Here is a 23753-nt window from a genome sequence, read left to right as displayed (position 1 = left end):
CGACAGGGCCCCCGGCCGCTGCGACGCCAAGGGAGCGACCGAACCCCCTTCGTCATGATGTGCGGCCGCCAGGCGGCGGCTGCGCACCCTGACTTTTCTGCCGCCATCTTGCGGCGAGTCATACCAAGGAGAGCAATATCATGATCAACAAGAGCCTGACTCTGTTAATGCTGGCCGGCCTGGCCCACACCGGCCTGGCCCAGGCCGCCCTGCCCGCCGACGTCAGTGCCGCCCCCGGCCTGCTGTTCGTCAACTGGCACGACGCCGTCAGCAGCAATGAGGCACACCCCACCCTGGTGATCCGCAATGCCACCGGCGACGTGCTCAAGCGGGTGCCTGCCGAGTTGCAGGGGATGCAGCAGGTGCGTCTGCCGATGCGGGCCCAGGGTGACCTGACCCTCAGCCTGGACGGCGAGAGCAGCAGCTATCGCATGCCCTACAGCGTCGGCAGCGGTCGCCAGCGCTAAGCCGACCCCAGCCTAAAAATACCCCGCCAGCGGGCGACGCTGACGGGGTATTTTTATTTCCCGCCCGGCATGCGCCCGGTCAAGCCCTGTACAGCGTCACCGTGTCACACTCTGCTACAAAATAGGCTTCAACTGGCAAAGTTCAGACACCAGTCTGGTGTTTACTTAGGGTCAAGGCGAGCAAGCCGACCCCGAACTCAATCCGCAAGGAGATAGACCATGAAAAAACTGACCAAGACCCTGCTGACCGCCACCCTGATCCTTGGCCTGCCGCTCGGCGCCTATGCCGCCAGCGAAGCCGTCACCACCGCCCAGCCCGGCATGATGACCGACTGCCCGATGGATGGCAGCGGCATGATGGGCGGCAAGCACCATGGCGGCCGCCACGACAAGATGGCCCGCATGCAGAACATGACGCCGGAGCAGATCCAGACTCACCTGCAGCAGCGTTACGACAAGATCGAAGACCCGGCCAAGAAAGCTGAATTCGTGAAAAACCTGAGCCTGCGTGCCGACGGCATGACCAAGCACGCCGAAGCGATGAAGCAGTTCGCCGAAGCGCATCAGTAAACGCGCCTCGACCCGAAACAGGGTGGCCTCGGCCACCCTTTTTTCGTTCCGCCCTCCCGCTCGGCCGGTTACCCGCCGAGATCCACTCCAACATCCCTCACTTCCCTTCCTCCCTGCTCCGGGTTCTGTGAGCGATAACAAACGTTTTATGTTCGAAATAGCTAATAATGACGCCTCGCATAACAAGGTCGCCCATCGGCGAGCCAATACAAGACAGGAGTCGTTATGGGGTGGAGTCTGGGGACAATCAAGGGGCGCTATAGCGCCGTTTTTGTGGGATTCATGGCGCTGGTATGTGCCCTGACGGTATTTGGCATCCAGCTCTGGATCAAGCCGGCGCTGCAGAAGGCCGGTGAACAGAATGTGGCGCTGCGGGTCAGCGAGATCGCCACCGACATCCGCGATCAGCTCAACGGGGTGCAGAGCCAGTCCCGCAGCATCACCCAGCTGGTCGCCCAGTTGCCGAGCGAACAGATCGATGCCCTGCTGCCAGCGCTGATCGATCAATACGGCAATGCCATGGTGTTTGGCGGCGGCATCTGGCCACTGCCGGATCAGCGGGAAGCCGGTCGCGCCAAGTTCAGCACCTTCTATCACAGGGATGCGGCCAACAAGCTGATCCCCAACACCTACTGGAACTCTGCTGAGGCCCCCAACTACTTCGAACAACCCTGGCATAAGGCGGGACAGCAAGCCCCTCAAGGCATGTGTGCCTGGGCCGCCGCCTACAAGGACGGCGCCAGCCAGCAGCCGAGAACCAACTGCGCCATGGGGATCTACCGCAATGGAGCCCTCTACGGGGTGTCGACCATAGACGTGACCCTGGGCTTCTTCAACGATCTGGTGGCCAGCAAGGAGCAGGAGATCGGTGGCCAGGTGATGATCGTCGAGGCTGACGGCAAGATCCTGAGCCGAAACGCCCGCCTGAACGGTGATGTGGTGCTGGGCAATCTCTCCGCTCACGCCGATTATCCCTTCGCCAGCGCCATTGCCGGCCTGCTCGGTCAAGCCCGCAGCCAGGCGCAGTTGCGCACCACTTTCCAGGATCAGGGGGAGGAGCAGACCCTGCTGCTGCAAGCCATCGAGGGGACTCCCTGGTTGCTGGCGACCGCCTTGCCAACCAGCCTGCTGACGCAAGACAGCAGGGATGTGCTCACCACCCTGGCCTCTATCCAGCTGCCACTGGTAGGGCTGCTGTTCGGGTTGATGTTGCTGGCCGTCAGTCAACTCGGCAACCGGCTGCAGACCCTCAAGCAGAATATCGATGCCCTCAGTGCCGGTGATGCCGACCTGACCGCCCGCATTCAGGTGAAGGGGCACGATGAGCTGGATCACATCGCCCTGTCGGTGAACCGCTTCATCGCCTATCTGCAGCAGATGATGGTACAGGTGACGGACGCCACCGATCTCATCACCCACGAGCTGGCACGCCTCGATCAGCAGACCGGCCAGGCCAGACGGATCCTGAACGAACACGCCGCCGAAACGGAGCAGGTGGTCACCGCACTCACCGAACTCAGCTCCACCGCCGACAGCGTGGCGCAACACGCCAGCGATTCGGCCAGCTTCACCGACGCCGCCAACGGCCAGGCCGCCAATTCACGCACCGTGGTGGGATCGGCTTCCGCCAGCGTGGTGGCCCTGATCGATGAAGTGGATCTGGCGGCCGCCAAGGTGCTGGAGATGCAGGAGGATGCCCAGCAGATCGGCAGCGTGCTCGGGGTGATCGGCGGCATCGCCGCCCAGACCAACCTGCTGGCGCTCAATGCCGCCATTGAAGCGGCGCGGGCCGGTGAGCAGGGACGCGGGTTCGCAGTGGTCGCCGACGAGGTGCGTGCCCTGGCCGCGCGCACCCAGAACAGCACGGCCGAGGTGGGCAGCATGCTGTCGCGCCTCACCCAGGGCGTCGCCGAAGCCGTGGTCGCCATGGAACATACCAAGCGCAGCTGTCAGACGGCAGCGGATACCACGGGCCAGGTGACGGGGGGGCTCGACAACATGGCCGACTCAGTGGTGCGGATCCACGACCTCAGCAGCCAGATCGCCACCGCCGCCGAGGAGCAGAGCCGGGTAACCGAGGAGATCAACCGCAACATGGTGAGCATTCGCGACATGCTCAACCTGCTGCTGGAAAACGGCCAGCACACCGAACAGAGTGCAGCGGCGCTGCTCAGCTCCAATCGCCAGTTGCTGGCGCTGGTACACCGCTTCAAGGTTTGACGGCCAGCATCAGACAGCAAAAAGGGGCCTGTGGGCCCCTTTTTTCATGCACGTCTTTCAGACTCAAGCCTTGGTCTTGTCGACCAGGTTCAGGGTCTTGACGGTCTCGCCTTCGAACTTGATGAGCACGTTCTTCTGAGCGGCTTCGGCATCCTTGAACAGGGTCTTGGAGGTCTCTGCCAGCATGGGAGAAACCTTGTTCAGGGCACCCAGGTCATAGGTCCACACATCCAGACCGGCTTCGGTCTTGGTGCTGGCCGGTGCGCCCAGCTTGTCCTTGATGGCCTGCTTGTTGGAGCCGCCTTCCTTGATGTCCAGCGCCTTCTTGATCGCTTCATTGGAGGCGCTGTCCATGGCGGAGCCGGCCATCTCTTTGGCAGTGCTGGTCACGCTGCTGGTCACTGTGTCGGTCAGGGAATCCATCAGGCCGGCGTTGGCCATCAGGGGCAGTGCAGTCAGGGCAACCAGGATGCTCTTTTTCATCGTTTCATGTCTCGCGGGGGATTAAAGAGCGCGCATCAGACCAGCGTACTCGTACGGAGTCAAGATGAGGGTGCGGTCAAGACGCATTCGGGGGGGATAACCAGAATAATCCGACATGGCGGCGGCTTCGCCGGACCATCGACGCAGGCTATGGGCGGACTACTCGCAGATCTGGTTCTTGCCCGTCAGCTTGGCCTGGTAGAGGGCCCGATCCACCCGCACCATCAGCTGGCTCATGTGCTCGTCCGGCTGGTACTCGGCCAGCCCGAAGCTCATGGTGATATCGAAGTGCTGGCAGACTCGCGACTGCACCAGCAGCTCCCGCAGCTTGTCGGCGACCAGCCGGCCATCGAGCCGGCCGGTATTGGGCAGCACCACCATGAACTCGTCGCCACCCCAGCGGGCAATAAGATCTATTTCGCGGATGTGGCTGCGCACCAGCGCCACTATGTTGATCAGGGTCTGATCCCCGGCGTGGTGGCCGTGGTTGTCGTTGATCTGCTTGAAGTCATCCACGTCCATGGCGATGACGGAGAAGGGCTGGTGAAAGCGCTTGGCCCGCTCGCACTCCTGGCGGATGGCCCGCTCCAGCCGGTAGCGGCTGGCGGCGCCGGTCAGGGCGTCGGTCTCCGCCAGCTGGCGGTTCTCCTCCGCCTTCTGCTGCAACGCCTCGTTGAGCCGCACCAGCTCGGCGGTGCGCTCGGCAATCTGTTGCTCCAGGGTGTGGTTGCGCCGCTCCAGCTGCTCCAGCAGCAGCTTCTGGGCGTGGATGTTGCGATGGGCGCCGATCATCCGGGCCACCGACCCATCCGGGTTGCGGGCGATGATACGGCCGCAATCCTCGATCCAGATATAGTCGCCGGCGCGGCTGCGGCAGCGATACTCGACCCGGTAATCGGGGGCGGCGCCGCTCAGGTAGGCATCGAAGCTGGCCATCACCCGATCCATGTCGTCGGGGTGGATCACGCTCTCCCAGGTGAAGACGTTGTTGCCCAGGGAGTGAGCTTCATAGCCCAGCATCTGATACCAGCCCGGATTGCGATAGACGAAGCCGGTATTGGCATTCCAGTCCCAGATCCCGTCGCTCACCACCGCCAGAATGCCGTGTATTACGGCCTCGCTGACGTCCGAGATCCTGATCGTGTCGCTGTCCTGCAGCATGGAGACCATCCTTGTCTTGCCGCCCCGCAAAGTGCAGGGCATTCCAGCCTGATGTTGAGAAATGACAGCGGCAGACAGCTGCACAGCCCGCTATCCGTTGATCGATGAAAACCGCCACCGCTTGTTCCGGTTATCGGCCGCCATCGGGTTCGTCTGAATAACAGTAGCAACCAGTGTGGCTCAATATTTCACCCTTGTCCGGTTTTAAAGGCGGGATGATGCAGGCTGCGATAGTAGCTGGGCGCCAGGCCATGCTGGCGTTTGAAGGCGGTGGAGAAGTGGTACTCGTTCTTGAAGCCGCACTGCTCGGCCAGCAGCTTCACCGAGTCGGCCCGGCTGGCCAGCAAGAGCGCCGCCCGCTGCAGCCGCAGCCGTTGCAGCAGCGCCATGGGGGCCAGCGCAAAGTGCTGCTGACAGAGCCGGTAGAGCTGACGTTCGGAGAGGTGCAGGGCGCCGGCCATGCGCGCTATGTCCCACGGCTCGGTCAGCGCCTCTTTGAGCAGCAATTCGAGGCGCAGCGCCAGCCGCTCGCCACGCCGTTGCCCCTCCCCCTTCTGCAGCAGCCGGCGCAGGTAAAAGCCGAGCTGCTCAACCAGCAGGGCGCTGAGCAGCGGGTCCTGATGACGTTCCTGCTCCGCATAGAGGTTCTCGAGCGTGCGCAGCACGGTGGCCTGCTGGGAGGTACAGCCGAGCCGGGGATGGCTGGCGAAGGCATCCCAGGGGGAATCCTTGTGCAGTAGCAGCCACACCAGCTCCCACTCGCCCGTCTCACTCAATGGCTGATCCAACGGCTCGTTCACCTGCTCACTAAGCTGCTCACCAAGCTGGTAGCAGAGCGGCTCCCCGGCCGGGATCAACGCCCACTCCCCGACCTGCAACCGCTCGCGGCGATCCCCTACCTGCACCTCCCCCTCGCCGCCCAGGGTCAGCAGAAAGCAGTGCACATCGGCAAAGCGGCGCGCGATACGGTAGCGGGTCTTGAGACGGGAATAGCCCGCCAGCCAGACCTGCTCCTGTGCGAGGGCCGGCAGCAGGCTGTCACAACAGATCTGCTCGCGGCAGTCGGGGGAGACATCGACAAGATCGGTGTTGGCAGTTTCAGACATCATCAGGACGGGCTCAGCCATGTCGAAGGGACAGGCCCCAGCATAACATCAAGGGCATCAAGTCACAGGAGACCAGCCATGCATATCCATCACGTCGCCATCTGGGCGCAGGATCTGGAGGCACTCAAGGCATTCTACTGCACCCTGTTTGGCGGGCAGGCCAATGAGCGCTATCACAACCCGAGCAAACAGTTCAGCTCTTACTTCGTGCGCTTCGAGGGGGGCGCCAGCCTGGAGCTGATGCACACCCCCATCCTGTTTCCGGCGGATCTGCACCTGCCACACCCGTTGCAGGGGCTGGCCCATATCGCCTTCTCCCTCGGCAGCGTGGAGGAGGTGGACAAGATGACCGCCCGCCTCAAGCTGCTGAAAGGCGCCGAGGTGAAGCACCTGGACGGCCCCCGCTGGACCGGCGATGGCTATTACGAGAGCACCTTCCTCGACCCGGAAGGCAACCGACTGGAGCTCACCATCTAATACCTGAATGCTCCCCTCACCCTAACCCTCTCCCAAAGGGAGAGGGGATAAAACCGCATCGGGGATATGATCGCCCACCACACCGGTTTGGCTAACCGCAATCCATCAGCTACGTAGGTTCGGTTAGCGAAGCGTAATCGGACAGCATATTTGCTCCCTTCTCCCCTTGCGGGAGAAGGGCTGGGGATGAGGGGTTGGAAAAAGAGATGCTCAACAAACATGGGGCTTCATTATTAGAAGCCACAGCCAACGCAACTTGTAGATTAGGACTGAACCTACGAAGCCAAACTTACGATTTTTTAAAAAATAAAAATAAGTTTTGCTAGATAGATTGAAAATCTCTAGCAATATACAAATATTTTATTGAGTTTGTCCTCACCATTATTTATCATGTTTTCGCTTACTTATTTAGGAAGTAAGGTGTATCACAAGCTGTCAAGTAGAACGCTCACCAGTACACTGGCTAGCAGACGACTTGCATGGCCGCAGCTGACTAGTAGACTCACGTCGAACACTCCTGCGATGATGGTATCATATATCATATCTGACATTCGTGGCCGGCATCATATCGATGTTGTGAATGCGTATTTAAGTACGTTTGTTAAGCCCGGATTGGGAATCGGATGGCCACAGTCCTTTACCTTTCCGGGTTTTGCAATTTAAGGCTTTATATAATGAACTCAGAAAATAAATGGTTTCGGAGTCTTGGTTACTTACATTTTGATTCTCCAGTAAAATTGCGGAAAGCATGTAAGATAGTAAAATCTCCCCTCAATGTCGCCCAACATGCATTCTTCCCGCTAATAAAGTACGATATACAAAGCCTTAAAATATCAATAGACAAAGATGGTAATGTTCTAAAGAAAATCAAAACAAGACCAATTTCATACGCATCACATGTCGACTCTCACATTTATTCTTACTATGCAGAGCTATTATCTGATTTATATGAAAAAACCCTCTCTGAATCGCAATTAAAAGACTCCGTCCTTGCTTTCAGGTCTCTTGGTAAAAGTAATATTGATTTTGCCAACATAGCTTTTGAAAAAATAAAGTCTTATGGTAATTGCACTGCAATCGCGATGGATATTTCTGGTTTTTTTGATAATTTAGATCATGAAATACTCAAAACAATGTGGTATAAACTACTCCAAGAAAACTCATTACCAAATGACCACTTTAATATATATAGGTCTCTAACAAAATCCTCCGTAGTCAATAGAGACATGTTGTATACGGCACTTAAAGTATCTAAAAACAATCCCAACACTGCAGGATTAAGACTCTGCGATATAAAAACTTTTAGAGAGAAAGTACGAGGCCTTGAGTTAATAAAAACCAACTTGACTGGAAAAGGCATACCACAAGGAACATCTATAAGTGCCCTTCTCTCTAACATATATATGCTAGATTTTGACAAGAAAATAAAAGAAATAGTCACTTCCATTTCAGGGGAATACTATCGCTACTGTGACGATATGCTTTTTATCGTCGATAGCAATAAAACTAGCGACTTAATCTCTCAGGTAACACACAATATTACCGAACTAAAAATAGAAATAAATGATAAGAAGACAGAAATTAGAACTTTCCATACACACCGTGGAGTTCAAAAATGCGACAAGCCACTACAGTATTTAGGATTTATTTTTGATGGCGAAAGAAAGTTAATTAGATCAGCCGCCCTAGCAAGGTTTTCGGGCAGAATGAAAGCTGGGGTAAGGTTAGCGAAAAAAACGCATCAAAAAGCCAACCTTATAGAAGAAAAAGAAGGTCTGGCTAAAACACCACTATTTAAAAAGAAAATTTATGAGCGTTACTCCCATTTGAGCAAGAGAAATTTCATCACTTATGGCCATAGGGCGGCAAATATAATGGGGTCTCATGCGATCAGAAAGCAATTAAAACCTCTTTGGGGACGGCTTATTAAAGAGATAAATGAGAAATGATTTATCATTCCTAAAAAAATCATGCTTTGACGGCGGTAAATTCCTTCACCGCCATCCAATCACTCCCCCAACCTCTCCGCCAATCCGGAATAACGCTCGGTCTTTTTCCGTACTGCCTGGGCCAGCAGGGCGCGATCGCCGTAGAGATCGAGGCGGGCCTTGGCGCGGGTGATGCCGGTATAGACCAGCTCGCGGGTCAGCAGCGGGCTGGGGCTGTCGGGCAGCACCAGCACGGTATGGGCAAACTCCGAGCCCTGGGATTTGTGGATGGTCATGGCATAGACGGTCTCGTGGGGCGGCAAGCGGCTGGGCAACAGAGCCCGCAGGGTGCCGTCCGGCTGCTCAAACCAGACCTTCAACCGGCCAGTTTCGTCGGGCAGGCAGAGCCCCATATCGCCGTTGTAGAGGCCGACCCCGTGGTCGTTGCGCACCACCATCACAGGGCGACCGGCATACCAGTCGCCATCACGGGCAATCAGGCCAGCCCGTGACAGGGCCAATTCGAGCCGTTCATTAAGCCCCAGCACCCCGAATGGGCCATCGCGCAGGGCGCAGAGGATCTGGAAGCTGTTGAATGCCTTGAATACGGCGGCGGGCGCTTCCCCCGCGCGGGCCGCCTTCAGATAGCTGCCGTAACCGGCCACCCCCTGGGCAATCAGGGCCTCGTAGGCCTCCCCGGCCCAGGGATGCAGGCTGATATCGACAAAGCCCATGCCCCAGACAGCTTCCACCGCCGTGGCATCGCCGCTGTTGCAGGCGCGCGCCAGCTGGCCGATGCCCGAATGCTGATCAAAGCGCCAGCTCTTGGCCAGCAAACAGAGGCTGTCACGCACGGTCGCCCCTGCGGGCGTGCCTTGCAGGCGGTAGCCGGTCTGGCGGGAGAGCCAGTCCGCCTGCGCGGGGCTGATGCCCTGTTCGATAAAGCTGCAGATATCGCCGAGCACGGCCCCCGCCTCCACCGAGGCGAGCTGATCCTTGTCGCCGAGCAGGATCAGGCGGGCGTGGCTCGGCAGTGCATCGAGCAGCCGCGCCATCATCGGCAGGTCGACCATGGAGGCCTCATCCACCACCAGCAAGTCGAGGTGCAGCGGGTTGCCAGCGTGGTGGCGGAACTGGCTGCGCCCCGGGATCACCCCGAGCAACCGGTGCAAGGTGCCCGCTTCGGTGGGGATCGCCTCGACCCACTCAGGGGGCAGATCCAGGGCCTGCAGGGCAGAGCCGATACTCTCGGTCAGGCGCGCCGCCGCCTTGCCGGTGGGGGCCACCAGCCGGATCGCCGGTGCCTTGCCCGCCTGCAGCCCGGTCTCCACCAGAATGGCGAGCAGTTTGGCCACAGTCGTGGTCTTGCCGGTGCCGGGACCGCCGGAGATCACCGCAAAGGGGCGCGCCGCCGCGGTGGCCGCCGCCAGCTTCTGGCCATTGCAGCAGAGCGCCTCGGGCACCAGCGCATCCAGCTTGCTCAAGTCGCTCGCCGCCTGGGCGCTGGCCAGCAGCCCTTCGATAGCGGGCCAGTCCACCTCGTTCGGGAACACCAGATCCAGATACTTCAGGGTAAAGTGGCGGGCCGAGAAGTCGGGGGCGAGGCGGGCCTTGAGCAGCGCCGCGAACACCAACCCATAGTCGCGGGCAAACAGCCGCGACAGGGCCGGGGCTATCTCCGGCCATTCGGCGCGCTCGCTCAGGGCACGCAGATGGCGGGCCACCCCTTGCTCATGATCGTGGTAGCGGGTGAGATAGAGCCGTCCGCGCCACAGCCGCAGCGGCCAGCGTGGGGCGAGCCCCTCATCCTGCTCGGTGCCAACCAGCGGACTCTCTGCAAACAGGGCGGGCCAGCGGGCAGGATCCGCCAGATCGGCCAGCAGATCCCGGCTCTGATCCGGATCCAGCCCGAACGGGCGCAAAGATCCGGCTGTCAGCATCTCAAGCGGCAGACAAACGTGGCCGCGCCCCAGCTCGAAGCAGGCGAGCGTCGCCCCCAGCACCAGCTCGGGGCTGCCGCCCAGATCGGCCACCAGTTTGGCAAATTGCAGATCCAGCTGGCGAATGCGCCCCGCCAGCGCCAGGGCCTTGAGCCGTTCAATCATCATGGTGCCGTTCATGCTTCTACCCCGTTATCCGATACCCCGGCGAGGGCGGGCGCCGCCCCCTCGCCAAACAGCCGATCCAGACCCAGCACCAGCTCACGGCTGGGGCGGGTATGGAAAATTCCCCCCTGCGGCATGCCGCGCAGGAACAGATAGAAGACCCCGCCAAAGTGCTGCTCGAAGTCGTAGCCCGGCAGGCGCAGGGCCAGCAGCCGGTGCAGCGCCAGCGAGTAGAGCTGGTATTGCAGGTCGTAGCGGTGCTCGGCCATCGCCTGCTCCAGCGCCGGACGGCTGTAATCGGCCGGGCTCATGCCGAGGTGGTTGGATTTGTAGTCGAGCAGATACCAGCGTCCCTGCCACTCGAACACCAGGTCGATAAAGCCCTTGAGCATCCCCTGCACGGTGGCAAAGCTGAGCGGCTTGTTGCCCCGTGACAGCGGGTCGTGCTGCTGGCAGAGCGCGGTCAGCGCCGGCGCCGTCACCCGCCCCATGGGCAGGAAGAACTCCAGCTCCACCTGCTTGCGCTCGGGGGCCAGATCCCGCAGCCGCACCGGCTCGCCAAAGCCCGTTTCCAGCGGAGTATCGAGCACCGCCTCCACCTGCTGTTGCAGCACGGGCGCCCAGCTCTCGTCGAAGCCATCCTGCGTCAGCAAGGTGGCGATGTGCTCCGCCAGCGGCTCGCCGCCGGCGCTTTGAAAGTCGATGGTTTCGAACAGGCTGTGCAGCAGGGTGCCGGGGCGCGCCCCCTTCGGGAAGGTAAAGATGGAAGGCTGGTGCGCCTCTTCCTGTTGTGCTGTAGACAGGTCGGCAGCCAATGCAGCCGCCTCGGTGACGACCTCGTCATCGAAGCCGGGATTGGCCAGCACCCCCTTGCTGTGGCCGTGGCCCTGCGCCGCCAGCCCGGAGTAGGAGCTGATCCACCAGTCCCGCTCAAGGGTGCCGGTAAAGTGGCGCACCTGTGGCTCGCCCAGTTGCTCCTCCTCCGCCGCCATGGGGGCCGGGCGGGTGAGCGAGGGCTCACCGACGGCCACCCCGGGCAGCGCCTGCGCCAGCTCGGTCAGAGCGGTGGCCAGGGTGGCGGCATCCCCCTCCTCGCCCTTTTGCAGCAGGTAACCGATGGCGGTCTGGTGCAGGTCGGTCTGCTCCGACTTGCCATTGCCGGAGCGCACCGGCGCCAGCCCCAGCCAGGTGGCGTAGACGCCCCGGGTCAGCGCCACGTAGAGCAGCCGCAAATCTTCGGCAAGCCGCTCGCGGTCGGCCTCCGCCAGGGACGCCTCGGCACCGGTGAGATCGAGCACGGTGCGATTGCCTGCGCCGTCCGCTTCGTGGAACAGCGGGGTATCGGCAGCGCGGTGGCTGCAGATGAAGGGCAGGAACACCAGCGGATACTCCAGCCCCTTGGATTTGTGGATGGTGACGATCTGCACCAGCTTGCGCTCGGATTCGAGGCGCAGTACCTGCTCTGCATCCTGGCCGTCGGGGCGGCTCGCCGCCTCCCCCAGCCAGCGCAGCAGGGCATATTCGCCGTCCAGCTCACAGCTCACCTGTTGCAGCAGCTCGCCGAGGTGGAGGAAGTTGGTCAGCCGCCGCTCGCCGTTCGGGCTCGCCAGCAGGGACGAGGCGAGATTGCGCCGGTGCAGCAGGGCGCGCAGCATGGCCAGCACGCCGCGCTTGTGCCAGATCTTGCGGTACTCCATAAACTCCTGCACCGCGCTCTCCCACGCCCGCTCGTCACTAGCGAGCTCGTCGAGCGCCTTGGCATCCAGATCGAACAGCCCGGTGGCGAGCGCCGCCCTAAGGCTGCGCTCCTCCCCCGGGTTCTGGCAGGCGTGCAGAATGAGCAAAATCTCCCGCGCCTCCACCTGCGCCAGCACGCTCTCGCGATTCGACAGGTAGACGGAGGCGATGGCGAGCCGTGCCAGCTCCTGCTGCACCAGCTTGCCCTCGGCGCCGGTGCGCACCAGCACGGCGATATCCCCCGCTTTCACCGGCTGGTCGCCGATCTGTGCCTTGCCTTCGCGGGCCAGGGTCAGCAGGCGGTGGATCTCCACCGCCGTGGCGCGGGCCATCCGGCTCTGGTAATCCCCCTTGTTGAAGGTGGGCTGGCCGCTCAGCTGCCAGCAGTGGAGCACGGGGGCGGCTTCGCCATCCAGCTGCAGCGCCTTGCTCTTGCCCTGCGCCTCCACCGGCAGGAAGGGGATATCCGCCTCGTAGATAAAGGGATCTTTCGCCCGCTCGAACAGGCCGTTGACCGCCGCCACCAGCGCGCGGCTGGAGCGCCAGTTGCGCCCGAGGGTGTAGTGGGCGCTCACATTTCGCCGCGCCTGAATGTAGGTAAAGATGTCGGCGCCGCGAAAGCCGTAGATGGCCTGCTTGGGGTCACCGATCATCAACAGCGCCGTGTCGGTGTGGCCGCCGTAAAGCCGGTGGAAGATGCGGTACTGCTGGGGGTCGGTATCCTGAAATTCATCGATCATCGCCACCCGGTAGGTGGTGCGAATACGCTCGCACAGCCGTTCGCCAAGGCCGGAGCCGAGCGCACCGTCGAGGTCTTTGAGCAGGTCATCGAACGAGAGCTGATGGGCCTGCCGCTTGCTGGCCTGCATCCGGCTGCGCACCACCACCGCCGCCCGTTGCAGGATAAGGTCTCGAATGCCGGGGCGGCTCGCCAGCAGTTCATCTATCTGGCTGAACAGCGGCAGGGTCGGCACCGCCCCCCCCTTCTTGAGGTTCTCCTCCAGCACCGTCTGGCCGAAGCGCTCCAGCTCCTTGGGAATGGCGTAGCCGCTGTGCTCGTCTTGCGCCCAGTCGGCTATCTTGGCGAGCCACCCTTCGTAGTTCTTGCCGGTGTAGCGGCTTACTTGCCCATCCGTCTGGCGGCGGATCTCGTCTGTCTGCGCCAGCCATTCGCGTTTCACCGCCTCAATGCGGGCCATGGCCGCCTGATGGCGGGCGGCGAGGGTCTCGCCCCCCGCCGGCGGGCGTATCTCCAGCTCGCTGTTGTCGAGCCAGCTGCCCATCTCCCGCAGCAGGGCGGCGGGGCTCGGCCAGAGCGCGCGTACCGCGCTGGCGAGGGGCTTGTCCACCGGATAGAACTCGGATCGCCAGTAGTCGCTCACCGCCTGCAGCCTGAGCTGGCTGTCGTCGGTGAGAAATTCGGTTTCAAAGAGGGCGCCCGACTCGAAGGCGTTCTGTTTCAGCATCCGCTGGCAGAAGCCGTGGATGGTGAAGACCGCGGCCTCGTCCATCTGCCGTTCGGCGGCCAGCAGGCGGCGGGCTGCCAGTTCGTGATCCTCCACCTCAGCCAGCAGCTGGCTCAGCAGGGCGTCCTTGCTCTCACCGCGCATGAAGGCGAGGCGCGCCTCATGGATGCGACCGCGGATCCGCCCGCGCAGCTCGGCGGTAGCCGCCTCGGTAAAGGTCACCACCAGGATCTCGGTCACCGAAAGCGGCCGCTCGTGGGCGCTGGGCTGACCGGCGCCTTCCCCTTCTTCGATGAGCGGGCCGTGGCCCAGCAGCAGGCGCAGGTAGAGACCGGCAATGGTGTAGGTCTTGCCGGTGCCGGCAGAGGCCTCGATCAGCCGCTCGCCATAGAGGGGAAAACGCAGGGTATTGAGCGGGTTGGCCATTATTGCAACTCCTCCAGGCTCTTGAGCAGCGGGGTCAGGTGTTCACGGGCCAGCGCCTGCAGCTGGGCCAGCACGGCCTCGTCGAGTTCCGGGAAGCAGCGGGCGACATAGGCGTCTTCCCCCTCCCCCTTGGCCATGTAGCCACCGTTGAAGCGGGTGAGGGCAGCCTTGTCGGCCGCCTCCGGTTTCTCCGGATCCTTCTCGATCGCCTTGAGCCAGTCCCAGGCGGTGCTCGGGAAGAAGGGCAGCGGCCGCTTCATCCCCTGCATCCACAGCGCCACCAGCGCCGCCAGCTTGGGCCGCGCCTCGTCAGCCGGGAGCCTGGCCAGCCGCAGACTCTGCTTGGCGTCGAACAGCAGGGTATCGCCGGGGGCGTCGCTCAGGGCGAGGCAGAGGTGCTGGATCCAGCCCAGCAGCAGATCCTTGCCGTTGAAGCTGCCGGGCTTGACCACCAGCAAGCGTCCCTTCTGGGTGTCGACCCACCCTTGCAGCTGACCCTGAGCCAGCGCGATATCGACCTCCACCGCCTGTTTCTCTGCCTCATTGGCCGCCACCCAGGGCCGCAGCCGATCCGCCAGCTTGCCCATCTGCTCGTCCAGATCCTCCAGCAGCAGGCTGCCGAACCACCCTTGCGGCAGCAGGCCGGTGAGCTGCAGCCGCTCGCGCCGCATGGCACTGTCCCCCTGTGCCAGGTGAGCAGCGAGCAGCAGGTCTTTCAGCTGGTAATGTTGCAGGCCGTCCAGCTCGAACGGCTCGCTCTCCTCGATGTTGGCCTCATTAAGCTCAAACCACACCTTGAGACGGCGGTTGAGGAAGTAGCGGGCTGGCTGGCGATAGAAACGCAGCAGCTCCGCCAGCTCCAGCCCCTGCTCCTTGCCCCATTCCGGTGGTAAAGGCAGCTCACCGCTCTGGAAGTTGGCCGCCTCGCGCTGCGGATGGAGGGCCGGCAGCCAGTCGGCTGCATAGGTAAACAGGCCGGAGCCTGCGGCCGGATAGAAGTATGCGTGGCTGTAGGGAGTGAGCGGATGCTGGGTGATCAGGTGCGCCAGCAGTCGCTTGCCGGAGATCTCGTCATCGAGCTTCTCATCCCCCGCCAGCACGAAGCCCTGCCGCACATAGTCGATGAGTTCGGCCAGCAGCACAGAGGGTACCTTGTCGCTGTTGTCCTGGGCGCTGAAACCCTGATAGCTGATGTAGAGCCCCTGCTGGGCGCTGAGCAGCGCCTCGAGGAACAGGTAGCGGTCGTCATCGCGACGGGAGCGATCCCCCCGCCGACCCGCCACCGCCATCAGGTCAAACCCCATGGGTGGCAGGGTGCGCGGGTAGACGCCGTCGTTCATGCCGAGCAGGCAGACCTGCTTGAAGGGGATGGAGCGCATCGGCATCAGGGTGCAGAAGTTGACCTGACCGGCGAGGAAGCGCTGGCTGGAGCGGGACTCCCCCAGCACGCTGCCGAGGTAATCCTGCAACAGGTCGGCACTGATGGGCTGCTCGAAGCGGGCTTCGCCAAGCTGGGCGAGCCAGTCGGCCAGCTGGCTGCGGATCAGTTGCAGCTGGCGCTCTTCATCCTCGTCGGCCAGATAGAAGCGCTCCAGCAGCGCATTGAGGCAGGCAACCCACTCCCCCAGCGGCTGCGCCTGTTGCAGGCGGGGCAAGAATTCGGCCAGCGAGTCGACGAACCAGACGAGCTTGCCAAGCGCCAGTCCCTGCTGACCCTCGATGTCCGCGTAGGGCAAGATGCCCGCCACCGGCTCGCCGTCGCCCATGGCAAAGCCGAGCAGCATGCGACGCAGGCCGAACAGCCAGCTGTTGCCAGAGAGGCGCGGCAGATCGAAGCGCTCGGGGTAGCCATCATCCAGCCCCCAGCGGATGCCGGTCTCCTGCACCCAGACCCGCAGCTGGTTGAATTCCTCGTCATCCAGCTCGAAGCGGCGCAGCACGGCGGGCACCTCGAGAATGGCGAGCAGCTCCCCTGCCCCGAAGCGGGCGTTGGGCAGCCTGAGCAGGGCGAGGAAGCTCTGCAGCAACGGGCTCTCCTGACTGGCCGCCCGATCCGATACCGCGAAGGGGATCTGGCCGCGCGCGCCAAACACCGCCTGAATGTAGGGGCCGTAGCTGTTCACGTCCGGCATCATCACCACCACGTCTTTCGGGGTGAGGGAAGAGTCCTGCTCGAACAGTGCCAGCAGCCGGTCGTGCAACACCTCGAGTTCGCGCATCGGGCCATGGCAGGCGTGGATCTGCAGGGATCCATCCGCCGGATCGAGCGGGCTCTTGTGGTGGCTGGCGTCGAGATCGAACTGGCCTGCGCCCCGTTCGGCCAGCTCCAGCACATCCTTCTGGATGGCGTGCAGCAACCTGATATTGCCCTTGCCATCCAGCTCGTCGATATCGACGAAGGCCTCGATTTGCGGCACCTCCAATTCCATCAGCTGGTGCAGGTAGTCGCGCCCCAGCTTGCCCATGGAGGCGAGCAGCGGGTTGGCGGGGCCCTGCAGGGTCTCGATATCGGTGCCGGGCTTGAGCTTGTTCTCCAACCGCGCCAGGGTTTTCCTGTCCAGCAGGTCGCCCCAGTAGTAGCGGCAGGGGTTGGTGACGAACAGGTGCACCTCCACCTCCGGCCGGCTGCCGAGGGCCAGCAGCGCCTCCACATAGCGCGGCGGCAGCGCCGAGATGCCGAACACGAAGACCCGCTGCGGCAGCTTGCCCGGCAGCGTGGCGGTACGCTGCAGCTCGTGAATAAACTCCTCGTAGAGGTTGGCGCGGTGGTAGCCGCTTGGGCTCAGCGCCAGGGTGCGGGCCACCAGCTCGCGCCACAGCTCCGGCTGCCAATCCTGACCGCTCACTCCTGCCAGCTCCTGGCTCAACCCTTCCCCCTGTTCCCAGCGGGCGATCCAGTCCGGCCGGTAGACCAGATACTGGTCGAACAGATCCGCCACCTTCTGGCAGAGCTGCCACAGCCGCACCTGCTCGGGATCCTTGGCAGGATCCGCGTCATCCCCGCCCAGATAGGCGGCCAGCGGCGCAAAGGCCGGGCGATCGAGCAGGGCGGGCAGAATGGTCATCAGCTGCCAGCTCATGGCGCCCTTGTTGTAGGGGCTCTGGCGCGGCACATCCGCCAGCACCTGGGTGAACATCTCCCAGATAAAGCTGGCGGGCAGCGGAAAGTCGATATTGGCGGCAATGCCGAAGGCTTTGGCCAGCTCCAGCTTGAGCCACTGGGCCATGCCCGGGCTCTGCACCAGAATTTGCTCGCGCTCGAAGGGGTGAGAGAGAGGGGCCTGCCGGATGCGGCTCACCAGCAGCTCTTTGAGCAGATCCAGCTGATTGGAGTGGTAGAGGGTAAACATGGGCAATTCCCGCCAGAGCAAAAGAGGGGTCAGCGCGGGAAAACCTCAAGGATCCCCGTCACTTCACAGGTATCGGGATTGTCGGGGATCGGGGGGGAAGATGCAAAAGGCGCTTGTTGTCGCCGATCACGTCGCCGTCATCTGCCGCAGGCAAATGTGACAGGCATAAAAAAGCCGGTGCGATTGCACCGGCCAAAAGGCGTTGGAAAACTCTCGCTATCCGGGTATTACCAGTTCTTGCCGAAGCGGGCATCCAGGCTGAAGGCCCCTGCACCGGCTGCCGCCAAGGCCAGGAAACCACCGGCCACGGAGACGTTCTTCATGAACATCAGCATCTGCATCTGGTCGGCAGGCTGATAGTGGAAAATAAAGGCGGCCATCAGGGTGAAACCGGCCATCAGCACGGAGAGGCTGCGGGTAAACAGGCCCAGCATGATGGCGAGGCCACCGCCCAGCTCCAGCAGGATCACCAGCGGCAGGATAAAACCGGGCACGCCCATGGCTTCCATATACCCCTGGGTACCGGCGTAACCGCCGATCTTGCCCCAGCCTGCAATCACAAACATCAGAGCCAGCAGAACGCGACCCACCAGCAGTGCCAAATCTTTCATCTTGTCCATTTCAATATCCTCGTTTTGCGTCACATCACCGCTGACTGCTTCAGGGTAGGTCAAATAACAGGGCTTGGCTGGCACTCGCGGCCACCAGATCCCATTTGGGCTCATCACGACTGAGAACCCCGTCGCCGGGTCGGGCAGCCAGACCGTTGGCGGCAAGCTCCCCTGAAATCATCTGCAGGTAGCCGTGTCGGCCGGCCAGTTCCCAGGTGAGGCTCTCACCCGGTTCAAGCTGCAGCCGCCAGACGCGGGCCTGCTGGCGGATCCTGAAGGATCCTGCTTCGCCGTCCGGTGACGCCACCAGCGTCATGCCCGGATTGGCTTCAATCTTCTTCTGCTGATAACCGGGTGTCGTACCGTGTTCGTTCGGCTCGATCCAGATTTGCAGCAGGGAGAGCGGCTCGGTCTGCGAGGGGTTGTACTCGCTGTGCCGGATGCCGGACCCCGCACTCATCAACTGGAAATCCCCCGCCGGGATCTGCTCGGCATGGCCGAGGCTGTCCTTGTGCTCTATGGTGCCTTGCAGCACGCAGGTCAGGATTTCCATATTGGCGTGAGGGTGGGTCGCGAAACCGCCACCCGGCGCCACCAGATCCTGATTGATGACCCGCAGCACTGAATGCCCCATCCAGTCCGGGTCGTAGTAGTGCCCGAAGGAAAAGCTGTGGCGCGCATCCAGCCAGCCGAAGTTGGCCTTGCCGCGCGCTTCTGCGGCTCTCAATTTCATCATGGTGTGCTCCTCACGTACCGATACGGTTGATTAACGCTGCTTGCCGCTACCGATGCCGAACGGAATGCGGTAGTCGCTGCTCTGCTCACCCAGGCTCACGGTCAGGTTGCCCTGGGTGCGGCTCGGGATCTGTACCTGCTGGCTGCCCATCAGGTTGGCATGGACGGAGGCAACCAGGTCGCCAGACTCGTCACGCACTTCCAGCATGGGGTTGCCCTTGCCTTCCACCGCGGCGGTGGCGTGCCAGTTCACAAACAGCACGCCAGGGGCGGCGTTGAGGTCAGCCGGGACGGAAGCCTGAGCAAAACCTGCGGTCATCAGGCCTGCAACGGCCAGCATCTTGATTACGTTTTTCATGTTCATTCACTCTCTTGGTTTTATGTCATTGCCAAGGCCGCTGTGGCCAGAATCAATGCATCCATGCAAGAGGTCATTCAAATAGTGTGTTGTTCTTTCACCGAAGTCAGACTCCCTGATTGATGGAGTCACAGTCTGGAACTACCCGTTTATTTGGCTGCTTGGCGTTCCTGCCTAAGCGTTGATTGAATATTAAAGACACTTGGCCTAACTTGTTAGCGAGATAAACTGGCAAACATGTTCAAAAAAATTGAAGGCAATTTATGGCCAAGGAACTGAACAAGGAACGGGCGCTGACCCTGGAAGCCATCCGGGTGCTGGATGCCATCGACCGCCGCGGCAGCTTCGCGGCGGCAGCCGACGAACTGGGCAAGGTGCCCTCGGCGCTGAGCTACACGGTGCAGAAGCTGGAAGACGAACTGGACGCCATGCTGTTCGACCGCAGCGGCCACAGAACCAAGTTCACCCCGGCGGGCCGCATGCTGCTGGAGCGGGGCCGGGTTCTGCTGGAAGCGGCCGAGCACCTGGTGGGCGAGACCCGGGCGCTGGCCCGCGGCTGGGAGACCGACATCACCATCGCCATCGATGCCCTGGTGCCGCTGCAGGCGCTCTACCCGCTGGTGGAGCGGCTGGCCGAGCTGACCGATACCCGGCTCAGGTTTCGCGCCGAGGTGCTGGCGGGCAGCTGGGAGTGTCTGGAGGATGGCCGGGCCGACCTGCTCATCTCCTCCCTCAATCCCGACATCATGATGACCGGCATCAAGCACCAGCCGCTGCAGGAGGAGGTGATGCTCTACGTCGCCCACCCGGATCACCCCCTGCACCAGGAGCCGGAGCCCCTGGCGGACGATACCCTGCGCCGCTACCGGGCCATCGCGGTGGCCGACACGGCGCTGCGCAAGCCGGTGCTCACCTATCGCCTGCTCGACAAGCAGCCGCGGCTGACCGTCAGCACCATGGGCGAGAAGCGCGACGCCCTGCTGGCGGGGATCGGGGTCGGCACCATGCCGCTGAGCTGGATTGAAGAGGACATCAGGGCCGGACGGCTCAAGGTGATCAGCCCCGAGTATCGCCACCAGATCCAGGTCGTGCTGGCCTGGCGGCGCGACACCATGGGCAAGGCCAAGAGCTGGCTTATTCGGGAGATCCCCAAGCTGTTTCCCTGCAAGGGAGAGTAAGACGGGCGGTAACAGAAAGGGGGCGCAAGCAGCGACAGTGGACTGCCGGTGCCCCGCCGCTTGACGGCGGGCGCAAATTCGGAGAAAAGAAAAAAGCGGCCCTCTTGCGAGTTCCGCTCAATGCCAGGAAAGAATAAAAACCTTGCGGTTTAAAAAACCCTTAAATTGGAAGCAAACAATCGATTTCTCAACCAGGAAGGTCTTGAATCCGATTCGTGTTGAATTATGCGCGATGTTTTATGCGCCACCAGCAAAATGTTGAATGGTTGAAGGATATGCACCGCAGAGTATCACTATCTGCAACCTTCCACTCAGACTGGTCTGGCCATTTCCATCGATTACGCCGGGTTTGTTTCCTCTGGTTTTTTTAAGTGTCAGTATCTGAGCCCATAACGACAAAAGAACTCAGTTTCTGACACAACATAAAGATGCAGATAAAGGAATAGTTGCATGACCTACAGCCAGACCCTGGCCAACAATATTCTCGACACCCTGAAGAAGACCCTGACCGACAAGGGGATCCGCTATCAGACCCTGGCAGAAGCCATGGGCGTCTCCATCGCCACCGTCAAGCGGATGATGAACAAGCCCTCCCTGCCGTTCGATACCCTGCTGGAGATCTGCCACCTGGTGGGGTTGTCGTTCGAGGAGCTGCTGGACCGCACCCAGGACGCCCAGAGCCGCCGCGCCGTCTTCACCCAGGAGCAGGACGAGGCATTCCACAAGGAGCCCGGTCTCTACGCCTTTCTCGCCAACATCTTCTGGCGCGACAAGACGTTAATCGATCTCAAGCGGGAGTACGGTCTGACCGATGCCTCCTGCTACCTCTATCTGCGCAAGCTGGAGAAGCTCGGCATCCTGCAGCTCGGCATCGACAACAGCTACCACTTCCTCATCAGCGAGCGGATCAGCTTCGAGCAGCACAGCCGTTTCGCCCGCCAGCAGGCGCGCCAGGCCATGTCCGTGCTGGGGGACTATCTGGTGGAGAACATGCACAAGTCCAACAACTACATGGCCCTGTGCCAGCTCCATCTGGACGAGAGCGAGGCGATGGCGCTGATCGAGCGGATGAAGGAGTACTGGCACCAGGAGCTCAAGCTCAACCGCCCCGCCATCGGCCAGCGCGAGGGCAGCAAGACCTACACCATGTCGCTGCAGCTGGCCGACTGCGGCTACCAGAGCTTCGACGATCTGATCCCCAATATCGACAACTGATCCCGGCGGATCCTGCGGGATCCGCCTCCCCTCCTTTCCACCCAGGCATGGCCCGCCAGAGCGCGCTGGATCACCCCTGATCCGCGAGCTGGATCTGCGCCGGCCTGTCGAATGCAGGCGGCTGCAATGCTCGCGTATCGAGACAGATTCGAATTGCATCCGGTCGCCAGTGTTCGATATCGCAATCCACCAGCGCCCCCCGCTCGTCATAGTTGACCCGCACCAGCCGCAGCACGGAGCTCCCCTCCGCCAGATTGAGGGCGCGGGCGATGGTCCCCCGCGCCGCCGAGGGGGTGATCTCGAGACTCGCCCCACCTTGGCCTATGCCATAGCGCTGCTGATAGAGCTCGGTGAGGGAGCTGGCCAGCGGCGCGCTGGCGATATCGGGAAAGCGGCTGGCCAGCAGATGGTGGCTGACGTGTAGTACAGGGCGACCATCGATGAGACGCAGGCGTCGGATCTCATAAAGCGGGGTAAAAGGATCCAGTCCCATCCAGCGGCACAGCTCACTGCTGGCCAGCTCGCTACCGTGGGCCAGCACCCGGGTTTCGGCAGTGCGCTGCTGCTCGCCGATCCACTGGTGAAAGTGGGTGTGGATGGCGGGATCGTAGGTAAGTCTTGGCGGCGCCACGAACCAGCCGCGTCGCTCGGCCCGGTAGATAAGGCCGTCTGCTTCGAGGCTCGAGAGCGCCTCCTTGATGGTGATGCGGGTGGTGGCGAAGCGCTCGCTCAGGGCCCGTTCGGCGGGCAACTGCTGCCCTGCCCCCAGCTGGCCGCTGCCGATATAGCGGCGCAGGGTCTGGCAAATCTGTTCACACTTGGAGGCGCGGCCATCGGCCGCGACCCGCTCGCTCAATCTCGGTTCAATCACGCTCATGTCCCTGTCGCTCATCCTGACTGCGGCGGCTGGCCTAGCCCTTGTTGGTTCGGCCCTTTCTGGAGTAGTCCAGCCTCACTTGGGTTCAGAGTTGTAACCGCTGTGGATGACAGTGCCATGACAGGGCGATTGTCATCAAACTGCCATCAAAGCGCCCCGCCACCGTCATATTTCCCCTCTAGCATCCCTCTCGAACCTTAACTGACCTAGTCCAGAGGGATGGGATGATGAAAAGCGTGATCGCAAGTGCACTGGCCCTGGTGGCCATCAGTCAGCCACTGTTTGCTGCCGAAAATATCGCGGATCTCGAGAAGGCTGCTCGCGGTGAAGGCCAGCTCAGCAGCATCGGCATGCCCGACAGCTGGGCCAACTGGAAGGATACCTGGCAGCAGCTCGGCAGCATCTACGGCATCAAGCATCAGGATACCGACATGAGCTCGGCGCAGGAGATCGCCAAGTTCGCCGCCGAGAAGGCCAATGCCACCGCCGACATCGGCGACGTGGGTGGCGCCTTCGGCCCGGTGGCGGTCAAGCAGGGGGTCACCCAGCCCTACAAACCCTCCACCTGGGCCGACATTCCCAACTGGGCCAAGGATGCCGACGGTCACTGGATGCTGGCCTATACCGGCACCATCGCCTTCCTGATCAACAAGGATCTGGTCAAGGCTGCCCCCACCAGCTGGCAGTCCCTGCTGGGTGGCGACTACAAGGTGACCCTGGGTGACGTGGGTGTAGCCTCCCAGGCCAACAACGGCGTACTGGCGGCGGCCTATGCCACCGGTGGCAGCGAGAAGAATCTCAAGCCCGCCTTGGAATTGTTCGGTCAGCTGGCCAAGCAGGGCCGTCTGTCGCTCAATGACCCGACCATCGCCAACATCGAGAAGGGCGAGGTGGAAGTGGGCGTGCTGTGGGACTTCAACGCGCTGAACTACCGCGACCAGATCGACCCCAAGAAGTTTGAAGTGGTGATCCCGAGCGACGGCTCCGTCATCGCCGGCTACACCACCATCATCAACAAGTGGGCCAAGAACCCCAACGCCGCCAAGCTGGCGCGGGAATACATCCTCTCCGACGCCGGCCAGATCAACCTGGCCCGCGGCTATGCCCGCCCCATCCGCAGCAACGTGACCCTGCCGGACGACGTCAAGGCCAAGCTGCTGCCCGCCGAGCAGTACGCCAATGCCAAGCCGGTACAGGATCACGCCGCCTGGGAGCAGAGCTCCAAGGCCCTGCCGCGCCAGTGGCAGGAAACCGTCATGATCAACATGCAATAAGGAGCGGCC

General features: G+C 61.9%; 18 protein-coding genes. 8 read left to right on the top strand and 10 right to left on the bottom strand.

From position 1 onward, the window contains the following. The first annotated feature begins 140 nt into the window (after positions 1–140). From ACPW75_RS22885 to ACPW75_RS22875, 3 genes are all read left to right on the top strand, one after another. Positions 141–467: a hypothetical protein gene (locus ACPW75_RS22885; RefSeq protein WP_011707649.1), complete on the top strand. Its 327-nt coding sequence runs from the start codon at positions 141–143 to the stop codon at positions 465–467. A 219-nt stretch (positions 468–686) separates the two neighbouring features. After that, positions 687–1037, top strand: a complete 351-nt coding sequence (locus tag ACPW75_RS22880; RefSeq protein WP_011707650.1) for a hypothetical protein — start codon at positions 687–689, stop codon at positions 1035–1037. A 225-nt stretch (positions 1038–1262) separates the two neighbouring features. Beyond that, on the top strand, positions 1263–3257 hold the full coding sequence (locus ACPW75_RS22875) for a methyl-accepting chemotaxis protein (RefSeq protein WP_077096482.1): 1995 nt from the start codon (positions 1263–1265) through the stop codon (positions 3255–3257). Positions 3258–3320: 63 nt separating this feature from the next. On the opposite strand, the gene ACPW75_RS22870 is transcribed toward ACPW75_RS22875, so the two are convergent. From ACPW75_RS22870 to ACPW75_RS22860, 3 genes are all read right to left on the bottom strand, one after another. Next, positions 3321–3740: a hypothetical protein gene (locus ACPW75_RS22870; RefSeq protein ID WP_077096481.1), complete on the bottom strand. Its 420-nt coding sequence runs from the start codon at positions 3738–3740 to the stop codon at positions 3321–3323. A gap of 159 nt (positions 3741–3899) precedes the next feature. Continuing rightward, a complete protein-coding gene (locus tag ACPW75_RS22865) occupies positions 3900–4901 on the bottom strand; it encodes a sensor domain-containing diguanylate cyclase (protein ID WP_077096480.1) in 1002 nt (333 codons plus the stop codon). Positions 4902–5089: 188 nt separating this feature from the next. After that, positions 5090–6010 (bottom strand): helix-turn-helix transcriptional regulator, encoded by a 921-nt coding sequence (locus ACPW75_RS22860; RefSeq protein WP_179101440.1) that lies wholly within the window; start codon positions 6008–6010, stop codon positions 5090–5092. 75 nt (positions 6011–6085) lie between these two features. On the opposite strand from ACPW75_RS22860, the gene ACPW75_RS22855 reads away from it, so the two are divergent. Further along, on the top strand, positions 6086–6484 hold the full coding sequence (locus ACPW75_RS22855; protein ID WP_042065484.1) for a VOC family protein: 399 nt from the start codon (positions 6086–6088) through the stop codon (positions 6482–6484). Between the two features lie 674 nt (positions 6485–7158). After that, entirely contained in the window at positions 7159–8433 is a 1275-nt protein-coding gene (drt2, locus tag ACPW75_RS22850) for an antiviral reverse transcriptase Drt2 (RefSeq protein WP_077096479.1), read from the top strand. Positions 8434–8492: 59 nt separating this feature from the next. On the opposite strand, the gene recD is transcribed toward drt2, so the two are convergent. The 6 genes from recD to ACPW75_RS22820 all read right to left on the bottom strand — a co-directional run bounded on the left by recD (position 8493) and on the right by ACPW75_RS22820 (position 19206). Further along, the gene (gene recD / locus ACPW75_RS22845) at positions 8493–10532 is read right to left on the bottom strand and encodes an exodeoxyribonuclease V subunit alpha (RefSeq protein WP_077096478.1); all 2040 of its coding nucleotides are present in this window, start codon (positions 10530–10532) and stop codon (positions 8493–8495) included. Next, on the bottom strand, positions 10529–14146 hold the full coding sequence (gene recB, locus ACPW75_RS22840) for an exodeoxyribonuclease V subunit beta (RefSeq protein ID WP_425904372.1): 3618 nt from the start codon (positions 14144–14146) through the stop codon (positions 10529–10531). The genes recD and recB overlap by 4 nt, the downstream gene beginning before the upstream one ends. Further along, positions 14146–17496, bottom strand: a complete 3351-nt coding sequence (gene recC, locus ACPW75_RS22835; protein WP_077096476.1) for an exodeoxyribonuclease V subunit gamma — start codon at positions 17494–17496, stop codon at positions 14146–14148. The genes recB and recC overlap by 1 nt, the downstream gene beginning before the upstream one ends. A gap of 227 nt (positions 17497–17723) precedes the next feature. Further along, entirely contained in the window at positions 17724–18116 is a 393-nt protein-coding gene (locus ACPW75_RS22830) for a DoxX family protein (RefSeq protein WP_016352231.1), read from the bottom strand. A 40-nt stretch (positions 18117–18156) separates the two neighbouring features. Then, on the bottom strand, positions 18157–18843 hold the full coding sequence (locus ACPW75_RS22825) for a pirin family protein (RefSeq protein ID WP_042006079.1): 687 nt from the start codon (positions 18841–18843) through the stop codon (positions 18157–18159). Between the two features lie 30 nt (positions 18844–18873). Next, a complete protein-coding gene (locus ACPW75_RS22820) occupies positions 18874–19206 on the bottom strand; it encodes a hypothetical protein (RefSeq protein ID WP_011707661.1) in 333 nt (110 codons plus the stop codon). A 257-nt stretch (positions 19207–19463) separates the two neighbouring features. On the opposite strand from ACPW75_RS22820, the gene ACPW75_RS22815 reads away from it, so the two are divergent. Both ACPW75_RS22815 and ACPW75_RS22810 read left to right on the top strand, forming a co-directional pair. Beyond that, entirely contained in the window at positions 19464–20378 is a 915-nt protein-coding gene (locus ACPW75_RS22815) for a LysR family transcriptional regulator (RefSeq protein ID WP_077096475.1), read from the top strand. Positions 20379–20828: 450 nt separating this feature from the next. Beyond that, the gene (locus ACPW75_RS22810) at positions 20829–21593 is read left to right on the top strand and encodes a helix-turn-helix domain-containing protein (RefSeq protein ID WP_011707663.1); all 765 of its coding nucleotides are present in this window, start codon (positions 20829–20831) and stop codon (positions 21591–21593) included. A 70-nt stretch (positions 21594–21663) separates the two neighbouring features. Here ACPW75_RS22810 and ACPW75_RS22805 read toward each other — a convergent pair whose 3' ends face one another. Beyond that, the gene (locus ACPW75_RS22805) at positions 21664–22470 is read right to left on the bottom strand and encodes a UTRA domain-containing protein (RefSeq protein WP_077096474.1); all 807 of its coding nucleotides are present in this window, start codon (positions 22468–22470) and stop codon (positions 21664–21666) included. Positions 22471–22697: 227 nt separating this feature from the next. On the opposite strand from ACPW75_RS22805, the gene ACPW75_RS22800 reads away from it, so the two are divergent. Beyond that, entirely contained in the window at positions 22698–23744 is a 1047-nt protein-coding gene (locus tag ACPW75_RS22800) for an ABC transporter substrate-binding protein (RefSeq protein ID WP_017410788.1), read from the top strand. The last annotated feature ends 9 nt before the right edge of the window (positions 23745–23753 follow it).

Source organism: Aeromonas sp. FL131 (genome assembly GCF_049860615.1).
In the GTDB taxonomy this organism is placed as follows: Bacteria; Pseudomonadota; Gammaproteobacteria; order Enterobacterales; family Aeromonadaceae; genus Aeromonas; species Aeromonas hydrophila.
The sequence above is the reverse complement of the archived record's forward strand: the minus strand, read 5'-3'. Positions and strand labels throughout refer to the sequence as shown.

What these genes read in the sequence shown, in the direction of transcription:
- ACPW75_RS22885 (WP_011707649.1), top strand. Translation starts at nt 141, where the DNA reads ATGATCAACAAGAGCCTGACTCTGTTAATGCTGGCCGGCCTGGCCCAC.
- ACPW75_RS22880 (WP_011707650.1), top strand. Translation starts at nt 687, where the DNA reads ATGAAAAAACTGACCAAGACCCTGCTGACCGCCACCCTGATCCTTGGC.
- ACPW75_RS22875 (WP_077096482.1), top strand. Translation starts at nt 1,263, where the DNA reads ATGGGGTGGAGTCTGGGGACAATCAAGGGGCGCTATAGCGCCGTTTTT.
- ACPW75_RS22870 (WP_077096481.1), bottom strand. Translation starts at nt 3,740, where the DNA reads ATGAAAAAGAGCATCCTGGTTGCCCTGACTGCACTGCCCCTGATGGCC.
- ACPW75_RS22865 (WP_077096480.1), bottom strand. Translation starts at nt 4,901, where the DNA reads ATGCTGCAGGACAGCGACACGATCAGGATCTCGGACGTCAGCGAGGCC.
- ACPW75_RS22860 (WP_179101440.1), bottom strand. Translation starts at nt 6,010, where the DNA reads ATGATGTCTGAAACTGCCAACACCGATCTTGTCGATGTCTCCCCCGAC.
- ACPW75_RS22855 (WP_042065484.1), top strand. Translation starts at nt 6,086, where the DNA reads ATGCATATCCATCACGTCGCCATCTGGGCGCAGGATCTGGAGGCACTC.
- drt2 (WP_077096479.1), top strand. Translation starts at nt 7,159, where the DNA reads ATGAACTCAGAAAATAAATGGTTTCGGAGTCTTGGTTACTTACATTTT.
- recD (WP_077096478.1), bottom strand. Translation starts at nt 10,532, where the DNA reads ATGAACGGCACCATGATGATTGAACGGCTCAAGGCCCTGGCGCTGGCG.
- recB (WP_425904372.1), bottom strand. Translation starts at nt 14,146, where the DNA reads ATGGCCAACCCGCTCAATACCCTGCGTTTTCCCCTCTATGGCGAGCGG.
- recC (WP_077096476.1), bottom strand. Translation starts at nt 17,496, where the DNA reads ATGTTTACCCTCTACCACTCCAATCAGCTGGATCTGCTCAAAGAGCTG.
- ACPW75_RS22830 (WP_016352231.1), bottom strand. Translation starts at nt 18,116, where the DNA reads ATGGACAAGATGAAAGATTTGGCACTGCTGGTGGGTCGCGTTCTGCTG.
- ACPW75_RS22825 (WP_042006079.1), bottom strand. Translation starts at nt 18,843, where the DNA reads ATGATGAAATTGAGAGCCGCAGAAGCGCGCGGCAAGGCCAACTTCGGC.
- ACPW75_RS22820 (WP_011707661.1), bottom strand. Translation starts at nt 19,206, where the DNA reads ATGAACATGAAAAACGTAATCAAGATGCTGGCCGTTGCAGGCCTGATG.
- ACPW75_RS22815 (WP_077096475.1), top strand. Translation starts at nt 19,464, where the DNA reads ATGGCCAAGGAACTGAACAAGGAACGGGCGCTGACCCTGGAAGCCATC.
- ACPW75_RS22810 (WP_011707663.1), top strand. Translation starts at nt 20,829, where the DNA reads ATGACCTACAGCCAGACCCTGGCCAACAATATTCTCGACACCCTGAAG.
- ACPW75_RS22805 (WP_077096474.1), bottom strand. Translation starts at nt 22,470, where the DNA reads ATGAGCGTGATTGAACCGAGATTGAGCGAGCGGGTCGCGGCCGATGGC.
- ACPW75_RS22800 (WP_017410788.1), top strand. Translation starts at nt 22,698, where the DNA reads ATGAAAAGCGTGATCGCAAGTGCACTGGCCCTGGTGGCCATCAGTCAG.